Raw genomic sequence first — 19,709 nt, 5'->3', positions numbered from 1 at the left:
CATCGCAGAGGAGTCGGGAACGCCCCGATGCTCGGCGCGTTTGAGCTGAAGACCGCGACGTCGGGAGTCAGTCGACGCGACCGCGGATCCAGTTCTGGCAGGACCAGATGATGTTGTAGAGATTCCACGGGGCGACGTCGTAGGTGTCCCACGTCTGGCCAACGTGGGCGGTCCACTCCGGAATGCGGCCGCAGCAGACCCGGTGGCCGAACAGCGCGAAGAGGGAACGGCAGAGCAAGCGGTCCATGTGAATGGCCCTTCGGTAAGCGCGGCCCCGGGATGGGGCTAGCGTTGCCGGCTGCTCATTCGTTCAGCATAGAGCTGAACACGATCAGCACCGCCCGGAGAGCGACCGGCTCGCGCTCGCTGCTCCGAAGACCTGCCGCGCGGACGCACCGCTCGTGGGACGCACGACGAGGAGCTGTAGCGGCCGGGCGAGCAGCTGCATCGCTCAGTTACCGGGGCAGGTAGAGCCGAACACGCAGCTCGGCTTCGATCGGACTCAAGCCGTCAGTGGCCAAAGCGAGGCGGTGCCTTTGGCGACGGGATTGACCCGGCCGCCACCGCGGCTCTGAACTTCACGACCGCGCTGACGCGCGTGGCGGCGGGTATCGAGCGGATGACGTTCTGACGATCGTCCTCATTCAAGAACGGACCGGGCGTCGCACCGACCCAGTCGTGGGCAGCCCGGGACCACGCTTCGGTTGACTCAACCACCACGTGCGCTATGACCCGAGCGTATGAGTCCGGAGTGCTCCACGATGTCGTGATCGACGCGTGCTCTCCGTGCGCGACGGCAGAGAGCGCCGAGTACAGTGCGCTCGCGCGCGGGATCTCGTCTTTGACGCGCTGTGAGTAGTTGAACCGGACTTTCGCGCGGGCGCGCTTACGTCCTCTGCCAACGAAGACCTGCGCCACATCGTCCTGGACGACTCCGTGCTCATTCATCCGCAGCTCGATCTGGACGTCGGTCCCGGGCTGACCCAGCTGCTGCTGAAGTATGTCCCTGAGCTTCCTCATGGCAGCTGCATCGTCGGGTCTAGAGGCGGCGATGCTGTTCTCGATTGCGGCGAACATTGCCGCGTATCCACGCGCCGCACGCTCGTCCGAAGACAGGCCCGGATGCACGATCCAGGCGCCGGACGCCGCGACCTCCGCGATAGCGCGCGCAACCACCATCGCTGGCAACGGAAGGAAAGTGTCATCGTCGAGGAGACGCTTCAGGCCCGCGAGGTGCGTCACCAGAGCGTTCGTCGTCGCCTCAACGTGCTCAAGGATCTGCTTGAAGGCGAGCAGATGCTCGTCCTTGAGTGCACGGGCTTCGTCCGCGCCATAGGGGCTGGTGGGAGACGCTGCCGCGATCCGATCGTTCATCTTCGAGGAGGCACGCTCAGCGTGCGCGAGGCACTGCGAGACCAGCCTTCGAGCAGCGTTCGCGGCAAGTTGTAAGCGCTCTTCGTCGTCGGCCACGAGGCTCATTGTGACGCATCAGTTCCTAACACACTGCCGGAGGCTCATGTGTCGCTCGACGCGAGCTCCAAGGGAGTCCGGCCGCTGGGGTCGCGCCAGGAACGAACGCTGACGGACCCGCTTGGGGCGGCCTAGAACAGCTCCGGTCGGGCCGGTGCGCGCTGACCTCAGCCTCAGTTCCGTGTGTAGCTCAGCATCCACGAGTAGATGTCGTCACCGAGGGCCCCGCTGTATGCGGGATCCCAGGCGTTGTGGTCGACTCCTTCGTAGATCGAGAGCTTCGCGGTGTCATCGGTCACGCCGGGGCATGAGCGCAAGGCCTCGATGGTGTTGGTGGTGCCCCAAGGACTCACCTCGAAGTCCTGGTCGCCGTGGATGCCCCACACCGGCACTTCGCCGAGACCGCAGCCGACGCTCCCCCACATCGGCCGCCCGTCTCCCGCGATCGGCACCGCTGCTGCCACCTGCTCGTCGCCGTACTCGCCGAGGTACTCCCACGTGCTGAACCCGCCGCACGACAAGCCAGTCACGTACACGCGGGCAGGATCGACGCCATAGTTCGCGACGGCGTAGTCGATGAACGCGTGCAGCTCGTCGGGCGTGGTGCACGGCGATTGAGGCGGGTGACCCAGATCGTGCTGGGCCTGCATGATGCACGACCCGAACCACTGTCCCTCGCCGCAGTCGACGGGAAGCCCCGGCGGCTCCTCGGTGTGCTGCGTCGACAACACCACGAACGGGCGGTTCAGCGGCCAGCCGCCGACGTCGATGAACCTCGGGATGCCGGTGAACAGCAGCCAGTCCAGCTGCTCGGCCGAGCCGTCGCCGTTCTCGCCGATGCCGTTGGCCACGACCAGCAGCGGGCTCCCGCCGTCGCCGTAGGACGGCGGAAGGTACTCGTAGTAGCCCATCCCGGCAGCCGTCGTGCCGAGGGGCCGCGGCGTGTGGTGGGTTGCGGAGTCGTTTCCGGTGATCGGCGCGACGAGTTTGCACAGGTCCGTGCCGAATCCGGAATGCGGCCCACTGGCGTCAGCTCCGAGGAACTCGAAATACCCGGACTCGGGGTCGGTCCGGAAGCTGAAGCGGATGTTCCCGCGATCGCGGATCAGCACCTGTCCGTCGACGGAGATCACGAACGGTTGACCAGATTGCTGCACCGTCGCCTCGTAGAGCGTCCCACCGAGCGATGTGACGCTCATGTCCTTCGCGAGGAACCGCGCCGAGAGCGTGAAGTGGTCACCGTCGGCGGCTGTCCACGTCTCGGAGAAGTCGATGTTCTCCTGGGCGAGGACCCCCTCGCCGTGCGGATTGGGGCGCGTGAGGAATCGACTGGTCACTTCGCCCTCGACCTGCATCGGGTACCCGCAGTCCCACACTTCGATTGAGTAATGCTCGATCGTGGCCTCTGGGGGCCCGGCTGCGGCGGGCGGTGCCGACGCGCCGGCCAGGGCCAGAGCGGCGAGCGCGGCGCCCGCGATAAGGGCTCGGAGTCGCGGGGTGTTCGGCCGGGATGACGTGCGCATGATGCATGCACCACCTTCGTTCGACGGGCAGACGCGTCCGGCGGAGACGGAGGGGAGCGAAGCGCGCTCGAACCACGTCGAGTCGAGGGCCGGAGACGCGGGCGACACTGCCCGCGCGGGTTCTCTTCGGCTGCTTCACTTCCCCATCGCAACCGTCGGGGCCCAGTGTCCTCGCACAGTCAGCACCCGTCAAGACCACCGCCGGGTGGACAGAATGCCGCGGCCCTGACGTCGTCGCTGACAGCACGCTGCAGGACGCGGCGTCGCCACAACCGAGATCCTGACATCCGTCAGAACCTGAGACCGCCATCGCGTCGCTCCGCCTGACATTGGCGCATCAACGAAGAGCTGAAGATGGCCAGACGCGAACCACTCCTGCGTGCGGTAGGACTGCGCGAGTCCTGTGGCGTCGAGGCCGGCGTGGCCGCTGTCTTCGATTTCGACGACGAGGTGACTGACGGCGTCGACGTCGTCGGCGACGGTCGCGCGGAGAAGTCGCGCGGCGAGAAGATCTGGTCCATCCATTTCGGATCGCTCGGCGAATTCAGGCGGTCAGTGCAACACCGTCGTGTGGTGGGCTCGAGAGTAGCTTGTCGAGGGCTTCGGCGGGGGTTGCCCAGGCGAGGGTCTTGCGGGGTCGGCCGTTGAGTTCGGCGGCGACGTAGTCGAGGTAGTGCTGGGCGTAGCCGGACAGGTCGCTGCCTTTCGGGAAGTACTGGCGCAGCAGCCCGTTGGTGTTCTCGTTCGTGCCACGCTGCCAGGGTGAGTGCGGGTCGCAGAAGAACACCCCGTCGCGCAGGTCGAGGCCCGCAGTCACGCGGGCGTGCGCGGCCATCTCCTTGCCCTGGTCCCAGGTGATCGAGCGGCGCAGATGCTCGGGCAGCAGCCGCATCTGGCTGATCATCTGGTCGGCGACGGTGTCCGCGTCGCGGCGTTCGGGCAGGTGCAGCAGGATCACGAACCGGGTGGCCCGTTCGACCAGCGTGCCGATCTGGGACTGCCCGTCTTTCCCGATGATCAGGTCCCCCTCCCAGTGCCCTGGCACGGCGCGGTCTTCGATCTCGGCCGGGCGTTCGGAGATCATCACCATCCCGGGGATCTTCCCCGGCCCAGCGGCGGCGGCCGCGTGCCGCTGGGTGCGGGCGCGGGGTTTGCGAGTGGTGCGGCCAGTGCGCAGCGCCCGAGTCAGCTCGTTACGCAGCTCGCCGCGGCCCTGCACGAACAGGGACCGGTAGATCGTCTCGTGCGAGATCCGCATGCTCTCATCATCCGGGAAGTCCACCCGCAGCCGGCGGCTGATCTGCTGCGGGGAATGCGCCAGCCGCAGCCGCCGCTCCACCTCGACCCGCAGCAACGGCTCTGCGGCCAGCTTGGACGGCTTCGGCCGCGACAGGCGCCGGTCGGCGCGGCCCTGCGCCGCCGACGGCGAGTAGGACGTCGACCGCGACGGCGGGCAGGTGATCCGCCTGGGCCGATACCGGGGCGAGTCGTCGCGGTTGCGGCGCAGCTCCCGCAGTACGGTCGACGGATGTCGTCCGATCTCTCGCGCGATCTGCCGGATCGACTCCTCCCGGGCCACCCCCACAGCGATCCGTTCCCGATCAGCGATGGTCAAGAACCGGTCCGACGGCTCGGACAACGACAGCGGCGACATGCCGCCAGCATCCCGAAACCACGTCTCCGCTCCCTGCCGCGACGCGCCCGCCGCGGCAGCCGCATCCGCCGTAGACAACCCCGCGATACCCCGCCAGCCGCGCGTTTCTTAGTCAAGTCTGACGAGGGTTGCTTCCCAATCACCGCGGATCAGCGAGTTAGCGAAGCGGACGCCCCGGATCTCGAGCAGCCGCGCCAGGCCGATGATTGGCACCAGGAGTGTGTACTGCCGGTAGTCGGCCGTGATGACAGCGGACACTGCCGCCCCTGACGAGTTGTCGTAGCTGAGCAACACTTCGCCGGATTGGCCCACGTGATACAGCACCGGACCACCGTCATCGAGGACGGGCACGGGCGCCGCATCGGCTACCGCGGTCTCGATATAGCCGGCATCTGGCACAGCAAAGGCGACCTGGAACGGCGTCGCGGCATTGTCCGACACCGTCGCCACCATGTCCGGAGCGAACTCGGCGGGCAGCCCGACCTGGCGATACCTCGCGGCGAGCACCGGATTGTCGGTGCGGATCGCGACAGTGTAGAACGCGCTGTTCGGCGGAAGCGGCACCTGATCGCGGGTGGTGATGGCGATCGCGCCGATAGAGATGTGCGTCCGCTGGTCCAGTTTTTGGCCGTCGACGCTGACCTTCTCGCAGACGTAGTCCCACACCACAAACCGCGCGAACGTGACGCCAGCCGACACCGTCGTGACCAGTTCGTAGTGTCCTGGGACGAGCGCGCGCGCTCCCTCGACGGTCACGGCGCGAGGGATAAACACCTCGGTGCAGTCAGCTTCCTGCGTCGTGAGAAGCGTCATGTGGGTTCCCCGGCCCTGCAGACCGGGCGGCTCAGTCGGCTCGTCCCCCAGCGCGAGAGCATTCGCCGACGCTGCGGACGAGCCGAGCAGCAGGGCGGTAAGCGCTGCCCCGACCAGAGCCGCGCGTGAAGAACGCAGAGAAGCACGAACAGAAGACATCAGAACCTCCATCGCGAACGCCGAGCGCGCGGGACGCGATCGCACCCCGCCGCCGCCGTGATGTTCTCCCCCACGGTCAGGATGTTTACACCCCCCCACACGGAGCCGGCAAGTGCTCCCCGACACGGAGCCACGATCAAGCGATCGGCACCCTCACGCTCGACCATTCGCAACAGCGCCACCTCGTGGTCCTAGCCCTCGAGCGCATCGGCATCATCGCCGCCGCCCCCGTGACAGCCGCGATGCTGGGAGCTATTGACGCTCAGCCGGAGGAAGCTTCAACAGCCGCGATCGCCCCTCACGCGCAAGGATTCCGGGATGAGACAGCCAAGTGAACGAAAGACCACCACGAACGCACCTGCAGGTTGGCGCAGCGTCTCGGCACAGTCGCCCTGGACTTCGACGCGCCGCGAAAGTCACAATCCTGTCTATTCGCGACCAGGTGCAATGTGCGCTGCCGTCAGTGCGCTCTTATCGCTCCCCCGGTCATCCGGCGGGCTGGTTTGCTGGGAACAGATAGACGTCGACCGTGTCGCCACGGTGGTGGAATCGGATCACGCTTCCCGCCGGCAGGTCCTCCCCGTAGTGTCCTTCTTGCCGTCGCGATACGGTGGCGTCGGTGAGGAGCTCCGCGTCGGGGGGTGTGCACTCGTCTCCGAGGGGTCGGTCGATCGACGGGTCGATCACGATCAGGCAGGGGCTGCCGTAGCGGTCCTCCGCTGCCCAGATCTCTAGTCCTCGATAGTCCTCGAAACCGCGCAGCGTGGTGGTGTCGACTTTCAGGTCGATGACCCAGGACAGTCGGTCCTGGACTTGTGCGTCGGGTTCCGCCGATGTCGGTTGCAGGGTGGTATCCGGATGAGGTCCGACGGGCCACTCCACCGCGTACACCAGAGCGAGCGCAGCCACCAATCCCCCGGCGATCAGCCAGGTCCGGCGCGAGCGGGTCGCGTTCGCTCGCTGCCAGAGGGACCGTCCAGCGCCGTCGGCCGAGGATGCCGTCGTGGCGGCGGCTGAGGCAGCAGGCGTTGGCGGCATCGCCGGCGCAGAAGTTGGATCGGTGGATGGGGTCACTTGCACCGCCGGTGGCGCGGGAGCGTGGACGCCCGCATGCGCCGCTTCGAGTTCGACCAGCCTCGCAAGCGCGACTGGATCATCTTCGATGTCGGGATGCGGCCCATAGGCCCGCTCACGGAGCTCCCGCAGTTCCCGCTCCGCGGACCGTGATGCCGGTAGGTCGTCCATCAGCCCGCCGCCTCGGGCTGGTACTCGAAGACGTCGACGGTATTGCCGCGGTACACGAACCGAGCTCTGCCGCCATCCGGGAGTCCGTATCCCATGATGTCCGCGTACAGCTTCGCCGGCTCAGGAACGCATGACGCGCCGGGGACGTCGCCGCCCGAACGGTCCAGGGTGAGGAGGCACGGGGCACCGAAGGAATTCGTCGCCGACCACACCTCGACGCCCCGATACGACCCATAGCTTCTCAGGCTGGCCGGGTCGATCTCCCCGGGACCCTCGCGGACCAGAATGTCGAGCATTTCGACGTCGGCAGTCTCCCCGATCTGGTGGAGCGTCGCGACGGGGCGCGGCGCGGACGCCACGCGGACGGTGGCGACAGTGCCGACGGCGATCAGAATGGCGGCTGCCAGCGCGATTGGCCCCCACGCCCTCCGGGAGGCGGGACGCCGATCCCCGGGCCGGACAGCGTCGGGCGCGTCGGGCGCTTCAGCGCCGGGCGCGACGGTTCCCCCGTCTTCCCCCATGGGCGCAAGATACACCCGCCACGCGCCGAGCGAAACGTCCAGCCTCTCGTCCTCGATGTGCCGAGGATGAGGGTTCCTGGCCGCCGCGATCTACCTCGCTCTGGCCGGCGGGGCCGCCGCGCCAGTTGGTGGTGGACCGGCGCGGTTGTGGACGCCGACGCGCCACCCAACCGCAGGCTGAACGTGCCGCCTTCGTCCGTGCCCGCAAGAGGACCCTTGCCGTTGGGGTGCGTTGACAAACGTTTGCTTGATCAGTCGCCATCTGGCATCGACCAGCCGGAGGGTCTAGCCTGCGCGCATGGTCCTCGCCGCGCGGCGCAGCCTGCGCCTTCTATTCGTCGCCGCTGCCATTGCGTCGCTGTCCGCGTGTACGGCCCAGACCACCGACACCGCCCCGGGACCATCAGCCTCGGCAACGCCAGCATCGATCACGGAGGTCTCACCGGCGCCAATCACTGAGCCCGGTCCCACCCCGACGATGCCGCCCGAGTGGTGCGAGCCTTCCGACTTCCCTCGCGCATGGCTCCCCGATGCAACGCTTCCCGCGCCGGGCGAGCACATCGCCCTTGCGCCCGACCCGTGCTTGAGCGTGAAGAGTCTGCTCGGCTCCTACGCGTGGCTCGAGGATCAGGGGATAGATGCCGATCTGATCCAGGGCTTTCAGAGCGTCGCCGGCATCGAGCCGTGGATTGCCCCGCTTGCTGATGGAAGCGGCGGATGCATCCTCATCCGCGCGGATGACCGCAATGGCTGGGGCATGATCGCCTGCGATTCGCCGGGCGCGCCCGCCATGATCGAGCAGACAGTGGACGGCTCGACACTGCGGTTCGTAACCGAGAACGGAGTAGTCGGCGTATACATCACCTGATCTGGACGGTCTACGCGAACCCGTTGGCACGTGCTGCACATCGTCGCGCAGCCGATGCCCGCAGGACGACTCTCCTACGCGCGGACAGCTCTTCCACACACTCCCCAGCCGCGGCGCTCCTTGCCCACCGGCGCATCCGTCGCGCGTAGTGCGGTGACCGTGGAGTACCGCAGGCCCGGAGCGCCAGCGGAGGGCCGAGGATACGCCGCGAAAGCGCCGCACGGAGCGCGGCGGATGTGCGACACTCCGAAGGAGCCGTGGTGCGCTTAGACAACGACGAAGTCGACCGGCAGCATCCCGATCGCCTCGAATTGACCTTCTCGTGGCGCCCAAACTTGCCCACACTTTGCCCACACTTTCGCGAAAACGGCCCCCGATCGACGTGATCGAGGCGCATCCACGAGGGCCCAACTCCCGCGGAATTCCGCGGTTTTCGCAGGTTGATGCATCTCGTCGTTAACGCCGAGGTCGAGTTCGACTCCCGCCGTCGCGTCTAGGTTCGACGGGTCGCGGTCCGGTGCTTCAGTCCTGATGACGGTGACCTGCTGCTGGCGGCACCCCGTTCACCAGAGAGGTGTTCCTGGATCATGTCCGAGGCGCCGCTATCTCGAACTCCATTGGCAAGACCACGTTCGCGGGTGCACCCTCGAACAGGTAGGCAATCTCGTCGGCGCGGTAGCCGGCGGTGCCCGTGCCTATCGGCGTGACGAGGAACCGCAGCTCGAGGTGCCGAGCCGCGTACCGGACGAACTCGGCGACCTGGTCTCGCAGAACGCCGAGACCGCTCATCGTGACGATCGCGTACGACTGGCCGTGGTGGCCCGAGCCCTCGCCCCACTCGGCACCGAATCGCTCGAAGGCGGTGCGGGCCGCGCCTGCGCCGTGGCGTCCGTCGGCGCTGGAACCGAAGACGAAGACCTCATTCGGCTTCAGATCGGTGATCCAGCCGGATGGCTGCCGATCGCTGCCGAGGCGGCGGCGTTCGTCATCGACGACTTCGCGCGTCACGCTGAGCTGAAGGCGCGCGAGCGCGTCGAGCCGGCGTGAGGGGGGCAGGTCGCGCAGTGCCGCAGCGGCACGCTCGACCGCTTCATCGAACGTCGGCCTGGGAGTCGGAGTCGGCGGGGGCGGCACACTCGGCAGCGGCGCGCTGCGAGCGGAAGCCGGTGCCGCGGCCCGCCGCACCGGGATCGCACCGAGCGGGAAGGCACTCGCGGCCGGGGCGAAGGCGGGGCCGCTCTGTGCAGGCTCCGGCCACGGCACACCCCCGGCACTGCCGTCGAACGGGAAGTGGCGATCGTCCTCCGTCAGGCTCAGCGGCTCGTCATCCGTCGCGCCGAAGAGTTCGTCGAGGCGCGCGCCGAGTGCCTTCGCGATGAGCAGTTGCTTCTCGTACGAGGGCATGCGCCACCCGGTCTCGATCTGCGCGACAAGCGCGTACGACGCGCCGATCTCGCGGGCCAGGTCGTCGCGAGACATCTGCAGTCGCGTGCGGCGCTCGGCGATGCGGCGACCGACTTCCTCGTCGCCGGTCTTCTTCGATCCAGACCCCATCTCCCGCTCCCTCTCCGCACCGCGTGAGGCGGTGTCGATGGCACTTCCTATGCTAACCGTAACGAATCACTTGTGCTCTGTGTAACAGCAGGTGTATAACTTTCAGCACAGATCCACTTGCACTCTGGGAAAAAGGAGATGTCATGACCGACACGAACTACACCGCCATCCTGGTGGTCCTCGACCGTTCCGGCTCCATGGAAGGCAGCGCGCACGAGATGGCCGCCGCCACTCAGCAGCTCATCGATGCGCAGGCGGCGCAGCCGGGCATGCTGACCGTCGACATCGTCACGTTCGACAACGTGATCGAACACACCCACGCGTTCGCCCAGCCGGGCGATGTGAAGGTCGTGCTCGAGCCGCGGGGGGCGACCGCGCTCTACGACGCGATCGGCGTCTCGTTCGCCGGCTTCGGCGCCGCCCTCGCGGCCTTGCCCGAGCACGCCCGGCCGGGCACCGTGCTCGCCACGATCGTGACGGACGGGTTCGAGAACTCCTCGCAGGAGTACGACGCCGCCGCTGTGAAGCGCATCATCCGACGTCAGCGCGACGATTACGACTGGGATGTCTCGTTCCTGGGCGCGAATCAGGATGCTGTCCTGGCTGCGGGTCACATCGGCATCGACGCAAAGGACGCGCTGACGTTCGACCTCAGCTCCATCGCACCCACGATGGCCGCGCACACCGCCAAGCAGACGCGCCGCCGCGGCGGCGACCGCACCGGATACACCCAGGCCGAGCGCGGCGCCGCCGACCCCGGCCGCCCCTGATCGACACTCCCGCAGCGCACGCCCGCGCCTGCACGGCTCGTTGCGACTCAACCCCGTGCCGGACCACCCCTCCTCTGCAGTACCTTTCAGCTCATGGACGCCCGCATCACCTTCGTCACCCTCGCGGTCGCCGACGTTGCGGCATCCCGAAGGTTCTACGTCGACGGTCTCGGCTGGCTGCCGGAGTTCGAGGCGCCGGGTGAGGTGCTGTTCTTCCGGGTTGCATCCTCCGTGACCCTGTCGCTGTGGAGCCGGAGGGGGTTCGAGGCGGAGGTGGGACCCGTTCAGTCGGGTGCGGGCGCTCCCCCGATCACCCTCGCCCACAACATGCCCGACCGGTCCGGGGTCGATGAAGTGCTTGCCCAGGCGGCAGCCGCCGGCGCTCAGGTCGATCCTGCGCGGGAGCGGGAGTGGGGCGGCTACTCCGGGTACTTCTCCGACCCCGACGGGTTCCGGTGGGAGGTCGCATTCAACCCGGGCCCCATCGGCGTGGACCTGATGAAGGCCGCCGGATTCGCCTGATCCGGCGGCGGGGCTTTCCCCAGGCATCCATTCCGCACTTTCCCGGTCATGCATGATGGTCGTGGAATGACGACCCAGGATCGCGCGCCCGACGAGCTGGCCGACTTCGCCGAGCTTATGCGTGTCGAAGAGGACTTCTCAGGGCACCGGGGCCAGCCTGATCCGCTGCGGCGGGTCCGCATTCGGCGAGTCCTGATCGCCGTGGCGGCGGTGTTCGGGATGCTGTTCGCCGGCGCCGGCAGCTATGTCGGCTGGGCGCTGAACTCTCCCGTGAGCGCCCCCGTCGTGACGTCGCAGGTCCCCGCCGTCCCCGCGCCGGTCGCTGCGCAGATCGCGCTGCCCGCCGACGGTGCGACGGCCGTCAGCGTCGCAGGTGCGGAGGAGTACTTCGGCGCCGCCGGGACCCCGCTCGCGCTCGCGAGCGGTTCGGACGAGCCCCGCTCGATCGCGAGCATCAGCAAGCTCGTCACGGCCCTCGTTGTGCTCGACGCACATCCGCTGGCGAGCGCGGACGATCCGGGTCCGACGATCACGTTCGGCAAGGCCGCGCACGATCTGTACGACAAGTACTACGTGATGGGCGCGACGATCGAAGAGATGCCGACGGGCAGCTCGATGTCGCTGCGCGATGCCCTCGCGACGATGCTCATCCCCTCCGCGTGCAACTACGCGGAGGCCGTCTCGACGTGGGCGTTCGGCTCGCAGAGCGGCTTCCTCCGCGCGACGCGCGACTGGCTCACGGTCAACGGGCTCGCAGGCACGACGATCGTCGAGCCGACCGGGATCGACCCCCGCAACACGAGCACTCCGAGCGATCTCATTGCGATCGCGAAGCTCGCCTCGGCCAATCCCGCGATCGCGGCGATCGCGGCCACCCCGTCGCTCACGCTCCCTGCGCCGGGTCGCATGACCAACACGAACAGCCTGCTCGGCGGCCACGGCGTCACGGGGCTCAAGACGGGAAACCTCGGCGCGGGCAGCTTCACGCTCCTCTACACGGCGTCCCTCGGCGTCGGCCTCGGCCAGCCGCTCGGTGTGACCGGCGTCGTGCTCGGCGGAGGCTCGCGAGAGTCCGTCGATCACGGCGTCATCGCCTCGCTCGACAGCATCCGGGCGGGATTCCACGACGTGCCCCTCGTGAGCACGGGCCAGGAGCTCGGCACTTATACGACCCCGTGGGGCTCCTCAGCCCGGATGGTCGTCGGCGAGGATGCCTCCATCTTCACGTGGTCAGACACCCCGATCACCGTGTCGATGCAGACCACGACGCCCACGACCTACACCCAGGGCGAGGTCGTCGGGCAGATCACCTGGACCGCGGGGCCGAACACCGCGACGACTCCCGTCACGATCGACGGGACGATCGCCCCACCCACCGATTGGTGGCGCCTCACCCACCCCGCTGAACTCGGCGCGCCGTAGCCCCACGCATCCGACCTGGCAAAGGACCGAGGGATGCCGCTCCCGTCGCGCGGCGGAGGGCGGCCGGGCTCATGTTCCCCGCGATGACACGTTGTTGCCGTCAGTGACACCTCCCCGGGACTCGCCATCGCCTCGCACGTAGCGTCGCAGCCCAGACGGCGGTCCGTGGGAAGTGGACGCCGGACCGACACGGACGAAGGAGAGGGCATGTCCTGGACTCTGGATCCCGGGGACGCGCAGTCCCCCGGTGAGCGCCTCGCGGCGGCGCGCGATGCGTTCCGCGAGGCGCGGCACATCCTCGAGGATGCGCGGGCCGACCTGCTCCGCACCCATGCGGAGACCGCGCGGCTCTGGCACACCGGCCGCTGAGAGGCGCGGACGAGACCGAGCCGCACAAGCCGCTCAAGACCCCTTTCGCGACGATCCGTTACGACTCGACTTGGGCGAGCCGGGTCGGACCACGACAGTGAGACGCGTGCGCCATCGAGCGCATCGGAGGAGGGTTCTGCATGACCGAGCGAGTGCACATCGCCGTGGCGCTGGACGGCGCGGGGTGGCATCCTGCCGCCTGGCGCGAAGAGACGGCGCGTCCGCGCGAACTGACGTCGGCGCGCTACTGGCGCGACCTCGTGCGCGCCGCGGACGACGCAGGCGTCGCCTTCGTGACCCTCGAAGACGCGCTCTCCCTCGGCGAGCGCACGAGCGCGCCGGGCGTGGCACCCGAGCCGCGCACCGACCGCGTCCGCGGCCGCCTCGATGCCGTCCTCCTCGCCTCCTACCTCGCACCGCTCACGAAGCGGATCGGGCTCGTCCCGACCGTCACGACGACCCACCCCGAGCCGTTCCACCTCGCGACGGGGCTGCAGACGCTCGATCACGCGAGCCACGGCCGCGCCGGCGCGCGCATCGTCGCGGGGTCCTCCCCCGACGAGCGCGCGAACTTCGGCCGCCGCGCCGACGGCCCGGCCGGCCTGCCCGCCAGCGGGCGGGTCGAGGACGACCCGGCGCTGCTCGCCGCCTTCCGTGAAGCGGGCGAGGTCGTCGAAGCGATCCGCGGTCTCGCAGACTCGTGGGAGGACGACGCGATCATCCGCGACCTCGAGACGGGCCGATTCCTCGACCGCGAGCGCGTGCACAACCTCGACTTCGAGGGCGAGTTCTTCTCCATCACGGGCGCGTCGATCGTGCCGCGGTCGCCGCAGGGCCAGCCGCTCATCACGGCGCTCGCGCACCAGAGCATCCCCTACCGCTTCGCCGCCGAGCACGCCGACGTCGTCTTCATCACGCCGTCCGACGCCGCCTCGACCGTCGGCATCCTGTCCGAGATCGAGGCCGCACACGCGGAACGCACCGAACCCGAGCGTCTGCGCGTCTTCGCCGACCTCCTCGTCCTCGTCGAGGACTCCGCCGAAGCCGCACTGGCTTCCTGGGCCCGTCTCGAAGACCGCGCCCGCCTCGCGACCGACGCGCGCGTCGTGGTCGGCACGCCCGACGACATCGTCGACGAGATCCGGCAGCTGGCAGCGGCAGGCGTCGACGGCGTGCGACTGCGCCCCGCCCGCCAGCCCGCCGATCTGACCGCGATCACCGAGCACGTCCTGCCCCGCGCGCACGCGGCCGGCCTGCTGCACGCGGACGCCGGGGAGCCCACTCTTCGCGAACGCCTCGGCCTGCCGCGCCGTGCGAGTCGCTACGCCCGACAGGAGGTCTCGGCATGACCCGCAGGCAGATCCACCTCGCCGCCCACTTCCCGGGTGTCAACAACACGACGGTGTGGACCGATCCCGCCGCCCAGAGCCAGATCGAATTCTCGTCGTTCGAGCACTTCGCGCGCAACGCCGAGCGCGGGTTCTTCGACTACATCTTCCTGGCGGAGGGCCTGCGCCTGCGGGAGCACCGCGGACAGATCCATGACCTCGATGTGCTGGGCCGCCCGAACACGCTCGCGATCCTCGCGGCGCTCGCGGGCGTGACCGAGCACATCGGACTCGTCGGCACCCTGAGCACGACGTTCAACGAGCCGTACGAGCTCGCGCGACAGCTCGGCACCCTCGACCACCTCTCGGGCGGCCGCGCGGGGTGGAACGCCGTGACGAGCTCCGACGCGTTCCACGGCGCCAACTTCCGCCGCGGCGGCTATCTCGACCACGCCGACCGCTACACGCGCGCGTCCGAGTTCGCCGAGCTGTCGAAGCGGCTGTGGGCGTCGTGGCAGGACGATGCCATCGTCGCGGATGCCGCGACCGGCGTCTTCATCGACGACCAGCGCGTGGCATCCGTGCGTCATCAGACCCGTCTCTTCGACATCGACGCCCTCTTCGACGTGCCGGCCTCCCCGCAGGGGCGCCCCGTCATCGTGCAGGCGGGCGACTCGGCCGACGGGCGCGATTTCGCGACGCAGCACGCCGACGTCATCTTCTCGCTGCACACCGAGTTCGAGGACGCGCAGGAGTTCTACCGCGACGTCAAGGGCCGCCTCGCCGACCACGGGCGCACCGAGGAGTCGCTCAAGATCCTCCCCGCGGCGACCTTCGTCCTCGGCGACACCCTCGAAGAGGCGCAGGAGCGCTCGCGCGAGATCGCGCTCGCCCAGGTCCGGCCCGAGACGGCGATCACCTACCTCGAGCAGGTGTGGAACCGCGACTTCAGCGGCTACGACCCCGACGGACCGCTGCCCGACGTCGAGCCCGACACGGGGTCCGAGAGCGCGCAGGGGTTCGCGAACCGGCACGCCGCCGTCCGCGCCCGCATCTCGAAGCTGCGCGAGGTCGCCACGGCCGAGAACCTCAGCATCCGCGATCTCATCATCCGGCTGACGGCGAACCACACGTTCGTCGGCACACCCGAGCACGTCGCATCCGAGATCGACCGGTACGTGCAGGAGCGCGCGACCGACGGCTTCACGGTCGTCGGCCACCTCACGCCGCACGGACTCGACGAGTTCACCGACCGCGTCATCCCGCTCCTGCAGGAGCGCGGTTCGTACCGCGACTCGTACGAAGACGGCGCGACGCTGCACGATCTGCTCGGTCTGCCTCCCGTCCGCGCGAACGCTCCCGTCGGGGCAGGCGTCTGAGATGACGGATGCCGCAGCCGCCCGGTCGCCGCGAAGACGTGTCGTCTTCGCGGGGGCCGGACCGCGGGCGGTCATGCTCCTGGAACGGCTGTTCGCGCGTCTGGAAGAGCCGGGCAAGACACTGGAGATCACGCTCGTCGATCCGCATCCGCCGGGCGCCGGACGGATCTGGCGCCGCGACCAGTCGCCCCTGCTCAAGCTCAACTCGATGGCGCAGGACGTCACGGTGTTCACGGACGAGAGCTGCACGATCGACGGGCCGGTCCGCCCTGGGCCCTCGCTGATCGAGTGGGCCGAGGCCGTGCGCAGCGGCGACCTCGACGACGTCGTGATCGACGACGAGCTCGTCGCGGCCGAACTGCGGGCGCTGCGCGGCGACAGCTTCCCGACGCGGCGACTGCAGAGCTTCTACCTGGACTGGTTCTGGCGCACGACCGTCGCCGCGGCTCCCCCCGGAGTCACGGTGCGCTGGGTGCGCGACACCGTGGCGGGGGTGCGATCGGACGGCGACGGCCACACCGTCGACCTCGCCGCCGGGCGTGCACTGCCGGCCGATCTCGTCGTCTACGCCGTCGGCCACAACGGGCGCGAGCCGGCCGAGCAGACCGCGGCGCTGAGCGCGGAGGCGACCCGCGCCGCGCTGACCTACGTGCCGCCGGACTTCACCGCCGACGCCGATCTGTCGGCGCTCGCACCAGACGAGGACGTCATCGTCCGCGGGATGGGCCTCGCGGCGATCGACCTCGTGGTGCTGCTCGCGGAGGGGCGCGGAGGCCGCTTCGTGCGCGACCCGGACGGTCCGCTGCGCTACCAGCCTTCCGGGCAGGAGCCTCGCCTGCACATCGGGTCGCGCCGCGGCGTGCCCTACCGCTCCAAGGTGTCGTCGGTCATCCAGGGCGATGCGCCGCAGCTCGAAGTGCTGACGAAGGACGCGATCGCGCGTCTGCTCGCACGAGGAACCCCCGTGGATTTCGAGAGCGACATCTGGCCGCTCATCGCGCAGGAGCTCACGTGGGCCCACTACCGCGAGCTGTTCACGGGGCATCCCGATCGGGTCACCGCGCCGTGGGACGACTTCCGTGCCGTTCTGCGCGACCACGCGGGCGACGTGCCGGCGCTCCGCAGAGAGATCCCGACGTTCGTGCCCGATCCGCTCGACCGCTTCGACGTGCCTGCTCTGGACCGACCGATCGGCGAGGAGGTCTTCGAGACGGATGCCGCGCTGCAGGATCGCATCCGCGGCCACATCGCCGACGACCTGACGCTGCGCACGACCCAGGAGCGCAGCAGCGCGCAGGCCGTCTTCATCGCGGGGCTGCTCTCGTTCCTCGCACTCTCCGACGTTCCTCCCGAGCGCTGGAGCGCACGCTCGCGGGTCGTGAGCCTGCCCGTCACATGGCACACCTTCTTCAGCTACCTCGCGAGCGGGCCGCCCGCGCACCGGCTCGAAGAACTGCTCGCCCTGTCGGACGCGGGCATCGTCCGCTTCCTCGGCCCGGACATCGAGGTCGGCATCGACCCCGATCGCGGCTTCGTGGCATCCACTCCCCGCGCGCCGGGCGAGACCGTCGCGCGCGTGCTCGTGGACGCCTGGCTGCCCGGTTCGGGCGCGGCGGTGAGCGACAACATCGCGCTCCGCCAACTCGCGTCGATCCACGGGCGCGAACTGCGCGTCGCGGACGGCGTGTTCGAGGGCTCGCTCGGGCGGATCCACGTCGACCTCGAGGGGCGCGTCATCTCCTCGGCCGGCTCGACGCACGACTCGCTCTTCGGTATCGGCCCGTTCACATCGCTCACCGAGGCGGGCGCCTTCACTCGCCCCCGCGCCGACTCGCTGTCGCTGCGGCAGACCGACCAGGTCGCCGGCGCGATCGCCGCGCGCCTCCGCGTCCGCGCCGATGCCGAGCTCGCGGCGAGCGCTCCGCGCTGACGGGCGCGGGCGTACGGCCGCGCCCCCGCGCGACGCACGTGCGTCAGCGCCGGAAGAACCCGACCCCGAGATCGGCGTGATCGACGAAGACGCCGTCGACCCCGGCATCCCGGATCACCGACCATTCAGCCTCCCAGTCGCCGAACGCGGCGGAGTCGCCGCGCGAGCGGAACTGCCCCACGAGGAACGCGTTCTCGGGCCGGCAGGTCCACGTGAACACCTGCAGACCACGCGCATGCGCGTCGGCGACGACCGAGGTCGGACCTGTCATGCGACCCAGCCGGTCGGGAGCCAGGATCATGCGCTTGTCGACGCTGATGCCGTCGACGACCCCCGCGAGCGCGTCGAGCCCCGCGGGCGCGGCCGTCTGCTTGTAGGTGAGGGCCGCCTTGCCCTGCGCCGCGAGCAGGTCGAAGGGGCGACCCGCGGCTTCCAGCAGATAGATGTACGTGCCCCGGATGCCGCGTGCCTGCAGCCGTCGCAGCACCGTCGACTCGAACGACTCGACGATGAGCGGCAGCTCGCCGCGCGCCCAGCCGGCATCCCGCAGCTCGGCGTCGACGAGTGCCGCGACATCCCATCCGAGGCCCTCGAAGTATGTCGCGTGCTTGATCTCGAGGACGACGCCGATCTCGCGCCCCTGATCGAGCGACCCCGCGCGCACGAGGTCGAGCACGTCGCGCAGCCGCAGCACGGGCTGCTGGTCGTCGAACGTCGCGCTCCCCGCCCGGATCTTCGGCAGCCGCTCACGGCACCGGAGGGTCGCCAGCTCGTCCCACGTGAAGTCCTCGGTGAACCACCCCGTCAGTTCGGCGCCGTCGACCGTCTTGGTCGTGCGACGGTCCGCGAACTCGCGACGCGTGGAGACATCCGTCGTCGATCCGATCTCGTTCTCGTGCCGCACGACGAGCACGCCGTCGCGCGAGACGACGATGTCGGGCTCGACCGCGTCGACGCCCATCGCGAGCGCGAGATCGTAGGAAGACCGGGAATGCTCGGGCCGATATCCCGGCGCGCCCCGGTGCCCGACGACGAGCGGACGTGGACGCGGCATGCGCCCCAGGCTATCCGCGGCGTCCGCGCCGAAGCCGCGCGCAGGCCAGGCTCGAAGCGGTCTCACAGACCCGACCGGCGGGATGGTAGCGCGTTTCGGTTATCGTGGACGCACAGCACCGTGCTGAAACCAATCAATGGAGTGTGATCGGGCATGGCCTCGTCAAACCCCGCTTTCAACAACCCCGCCTTCCAGGATCCGCGCGCCGTCAAGACGTACCCGGGCGGACCGCAGGCGGCGAACATCGGCGGACCCACCCAGTACGCCTCCACCTCGCACGCGGGGATGGATGCCGCTGCCAACGCGCAGCTCGAGGGCGCGTTCGTCGCTCCTTCGGCGAACGCGATCGACACGGGCCGCATGACGGTCGAGGACACCGTCCTCAAGACCCTCGCACTGTTCGCCGTGCTGCTGGTCACCGCGGTCGTCGGCTGGATGTGGACGATGGCCGGCGTCACGGTCACGAACCCGAACCCGTCGCTCCTGCCGTGGACGATCGGCGCCCTGGGTGGCTTCATTCTCGTGATGGTCGTCGCGTTCGGCTCGCGCAAGAAGATCCGCCCCGCGCTGATCTTCGGCTACGCCGCCTTCGAGGGCCTGTTCGTGGGTGGCATCTCGGCGTTCTTCGAGTTCCTGTACCCCGGCATCGTCGTCCAGGCGACGCTCGCCACCCTCGCGGTGGTGGGTGTGACGCTGGCGCTCTTCGCGAGCGGCAAGGTCCGCGCCTCGAAGCGCGCGACGAAGGTCTTCATGATCGCGATGATCGGCTACCTCGTCTTCGCGCTCATCAACGTCGGCCTGATGCTCTTCAACGTCCCGATCGCGGGCGGTGCGTTCGGCCTCTACAGCGTGAAGATCGCGGGCATCCCGCTCGGCCTCATCATCGGCGTGCTCGTCGTCATCATGGCGGCGTACTCGCTCGTGCTCGACTTCGACTCGATCCAGCAGGGTGTCCGCAACGGCGCCCCGCGCCAGTTCGGCTGGCTCGGCGGCTTCGGCATCATGGTCACGGTCGTCTGGCTCTACGTCGAGATCCTGCGCATCCTCGCGATCCTGCGAGGCAGCAATTGACGCGAGACGGATCAATGTCGCGAAGCGGCGTTGATGCGGCTCGGGTCAAGGTTGAGT

18 protein-coding genes are annotated in these 19,709 nt (G+C 69.1%); 9 read left to right on the top strand and 9 right to left on the bottom strand.

Features of this window, described 5'->3' with window-relative positions:
- Positions 1 to 67: 67 nt before the first annotated feature.
- From MJ607_RS11670 to MJ607_RS11640, 7 genes are all read right to left on the bottom strand, one after another.
- Positions 68 to 247, bottom strand: a complete 180-nt coding sequence (locus MJ607_RS11670; RefSeq protein ID WP_243075752.1) for a hypothetical protein — start codon at positions 245 to 247, stop codon at positions 68 to 70.
- A gap of 263 nt (positions 248 to 510) precedes the next feature.
- Positions 511 to 1,470 carry a hypothetical protein gene (locus MJ607_RS11665; protein WP_243075751.1) on the bottom strand — a complete coding sequence of 320 codons (960 nt, stop codon included), beginning with the start codon at positions 1,468 to 1,470 and terminating at the stop codon, positions 511 to 513.
- A 173-nt stretch (positions 1,471 to 1,643) separates the two neighbouring features.
- Positions 1,644 to 2,993: a hypothetical protein gene (locus MJ607_RS11660; protein ID WP_243075750.1), complete on the bottom strand. Its 1,350-nt coding sequence runs from the start codon at positions 2,991 to 2,993 to the stop codon at positions 1,644 to 1,646.
- A gap of 544 nt (positions 2,994 to 3,537) precedes the next feature.
- Positions 3,538 to 4,647, bottom strand: coding sequence for an IS30 family transposase (locus MJ607_RS11655; protein WP_243075749.1), 1,110 nt, complete (start codon positions 4,645 to 4,647; stop codon positions 3,538 to 3,540).
- A 108-nt stretch (positions 4,648 to 4,755) separates the two neighbouring features.
- Positions 4,756 to 5,619: a hypothetical protein gene (locus tag MJ607_RS11650; protein ID WP_243075748.1), complete on the bottom strand. Its 864-nt coding sequence runs from the start codon at positions 5,617 to 5,619 to the stop codon at positions 4,756 to 4,758.
- A gap of 486 nt (positions 5,620 to 6,105) precedes the next feature.
- Complete coding sequence (locus MJ607_RS11645) at positions 6,106 to 6,864, bottom strand: hypothetical protein (RefSeq protein ID WP_243075747.1); 759 nt, start codon at positions 6,862 to 6,864, stop codon at positions 6,106 to 6,108.
- Positions 6,864 to 7,385, bottom strand: coding sequence for a hypothetical protein (locus tag MJ607_RS11640; RefSeq protein WP_243075746.1), 522 nt, complete (start codon positions 7,383 to 7,385; stop codon positions 6,864 to 6,866). The genes MJ607_RS11645 and MJ607_RS11640 overlap by 1 nt, the downstream gene beginning before the upstream one ends.
- 298 nt (positions 7,386 to 7,683) lie before the next feature.
- Here MJ607_RS11640 and MJ607_RS11635 point away from each other — a divergent pair, with 298 nt between their 5' ends.
- Positions 7,684 to 8,253, top strand: coding sequence for a hypothetical protein (locus MJ607_RS11635; RefSeq protein ID WP_243075745.1), 570 nt, complete (start codon positions 7,684 to 7,686; stop codon positions 8,251 to 8,253).
- Positions 8,254 to 8,838: 585 nt separating this feature from the next.
- Here the strand turns inward: MJ607_RS11635 and MJ607_RS11630 are convergent.
- Positions 8,839 to 9,807 (bottom strand): helix-turn-helix domain-containing protein, encoded by a 969-nt coding sequence (locus MJ607_RS11630; protein ID WP_243075744.1) that lies wholly within the window; start codon positions 9,805 to 9,807, stop codon positions 8,839 to 8,841.
- 143 nt (positions 9,808 to 9,950) lie between these two features.
- Between MJ607_RS11630 and MJ607_RS11625 the strand changes: the two genes are divergently transcribed.
- From MJ607_RS11625 to MJ607_RS11595, 7 genes are all read left to right on the top strand, one after another.
- Complete coding sequence (locus MJ607_RS11625) at positions 9,951 to 10,577, top strand: VWA domain-containing protein (protein ID WP_243075743.1); 627 nt, start codon at positions 9,951 to 9,953, stop codon at positions 10,575 to 10,577.
- 93 nt (positions 10,578 to 10,670) lie between these two features.
- Positions 10,671 to 11,099 carry a VOC family protein gene (locus MJ607_RS11620; protein WP_243075742.1) on the top strand — a complete coding sequence of 143 codons (429 nt, stop codon included), beginning with the start codon at positions 10,671 to 10,673 and terminating at the stop codon, positions 11,097 to 11,099.
- Between the two features lie 66 nt (positions 11,100 to 11,165).
- Positions 11,166 to 12,521: a D-alanyl-D-alanine carboxypeptidase gene (locus tag MJ607_RS11615; protein ID WP_243075741.1), complete on the top strand. Its 1,356-nt coding sequence runs from the start codon at positions 11,166 to 11,168 to the stop codon at positions 12,519 to 12,521.
- A gap of 207 nt (positions 12,522 to 12,728) precedes the next feature.
- Complete coding sequence (locus tag MJ607_RS11610; RefSeq protein WP_243075740.1) at positions 12,729 to 12,890, top strand: hypothetical protein; 162 nt, start codon at positions 12,729 to 12,731, stop codon at positions 12,888 to 12,890.
- Positions 12,891 to 13,030: 140 nt separating this feature from the next.
- Entirely contained in the window at positions 13,031 to 14,239 is a 1,209-nt protein-coding gene (locus MJ607_RS11605) for an LLM class flavin-dependent oxidoreductase (RefSeq protein WP_243075739.1), read from the top strand.
- Complete coding sequence (locus tag MJ607_RS11600; RefSeq protein WP_243075738.1) at positions 14,236 to 15,597, top strand: NtaA/DmoA family FMN-dependent monooxygenase; 1,362 nt, start codon at positions 14,236 to 14,238, stop codon at positions 15,595 to 15,597. Before MJ607_RS11605 ends, MJ607_RS11600 begins: the two co-directional genes overlap by 4 nt.
- Before the next feature lies 1 nt (position 15,598).
- Positions 15,599 to 17,527, top strand: coding sequence for an FAD/NAD(P)-binding domain-containing protein (locus MJ607_RS11595; RefSeq protein WP_243075737.1), 1,929 nt, complete (start codon positions 15,599 to 15,601; stop codon positions 17,525 to 17,527).
- A gap of 43 nt (positions 17,528 to 17,570) precedes the next feature.
- Here the strand turns inward: MJ607_RS11595 and MJ607_RS11590 are convergent, their stop codons facing one another.
- The gene (locus tag MJ607_RS11590; protein ID WP_243075736.1) at positions 17,571 to 18,581 is read right to left on the bottom strand and encodes a glycerophosphodiester phosphodiesterase family protein; all 1,011 of its coding nucleotides are present in this window, start codon (positions 18,579 to 18,581) and stop codon (positions 17,571 to 17,573) included.
- 153 nt (positions 18,582 to 18,734) lie between these two features.
- Here MJ607_RS11590 and MJ607_RS11585 point away from each other — a divergent pair, with 153 nt between their 5' ends.
- Entirely contained in the window at positions 18,735 to 19,652 is a 918-nt protein-coding gene (locus tag MJ607_RS11585) for a Bax inhibitor-1/YccA family protein (RefSeq protein WP_243075735.1), read from the top strand.
- Positions 19,653 to 19,709 lie beyond the last annotated feature (57 nt).

It is taken from the genome of Microbacterium sp. SS28, from assembly GCF_022761035.1.
Taxonomy (GTDB): Bacteria; Actinomycetota; Actinomycetes; order Actinomycetales; family Microbacteriaceae; genus Microbacterium.
This window is presented reverse-complemented; position numbering and strand designations above follow the sequence as displayed.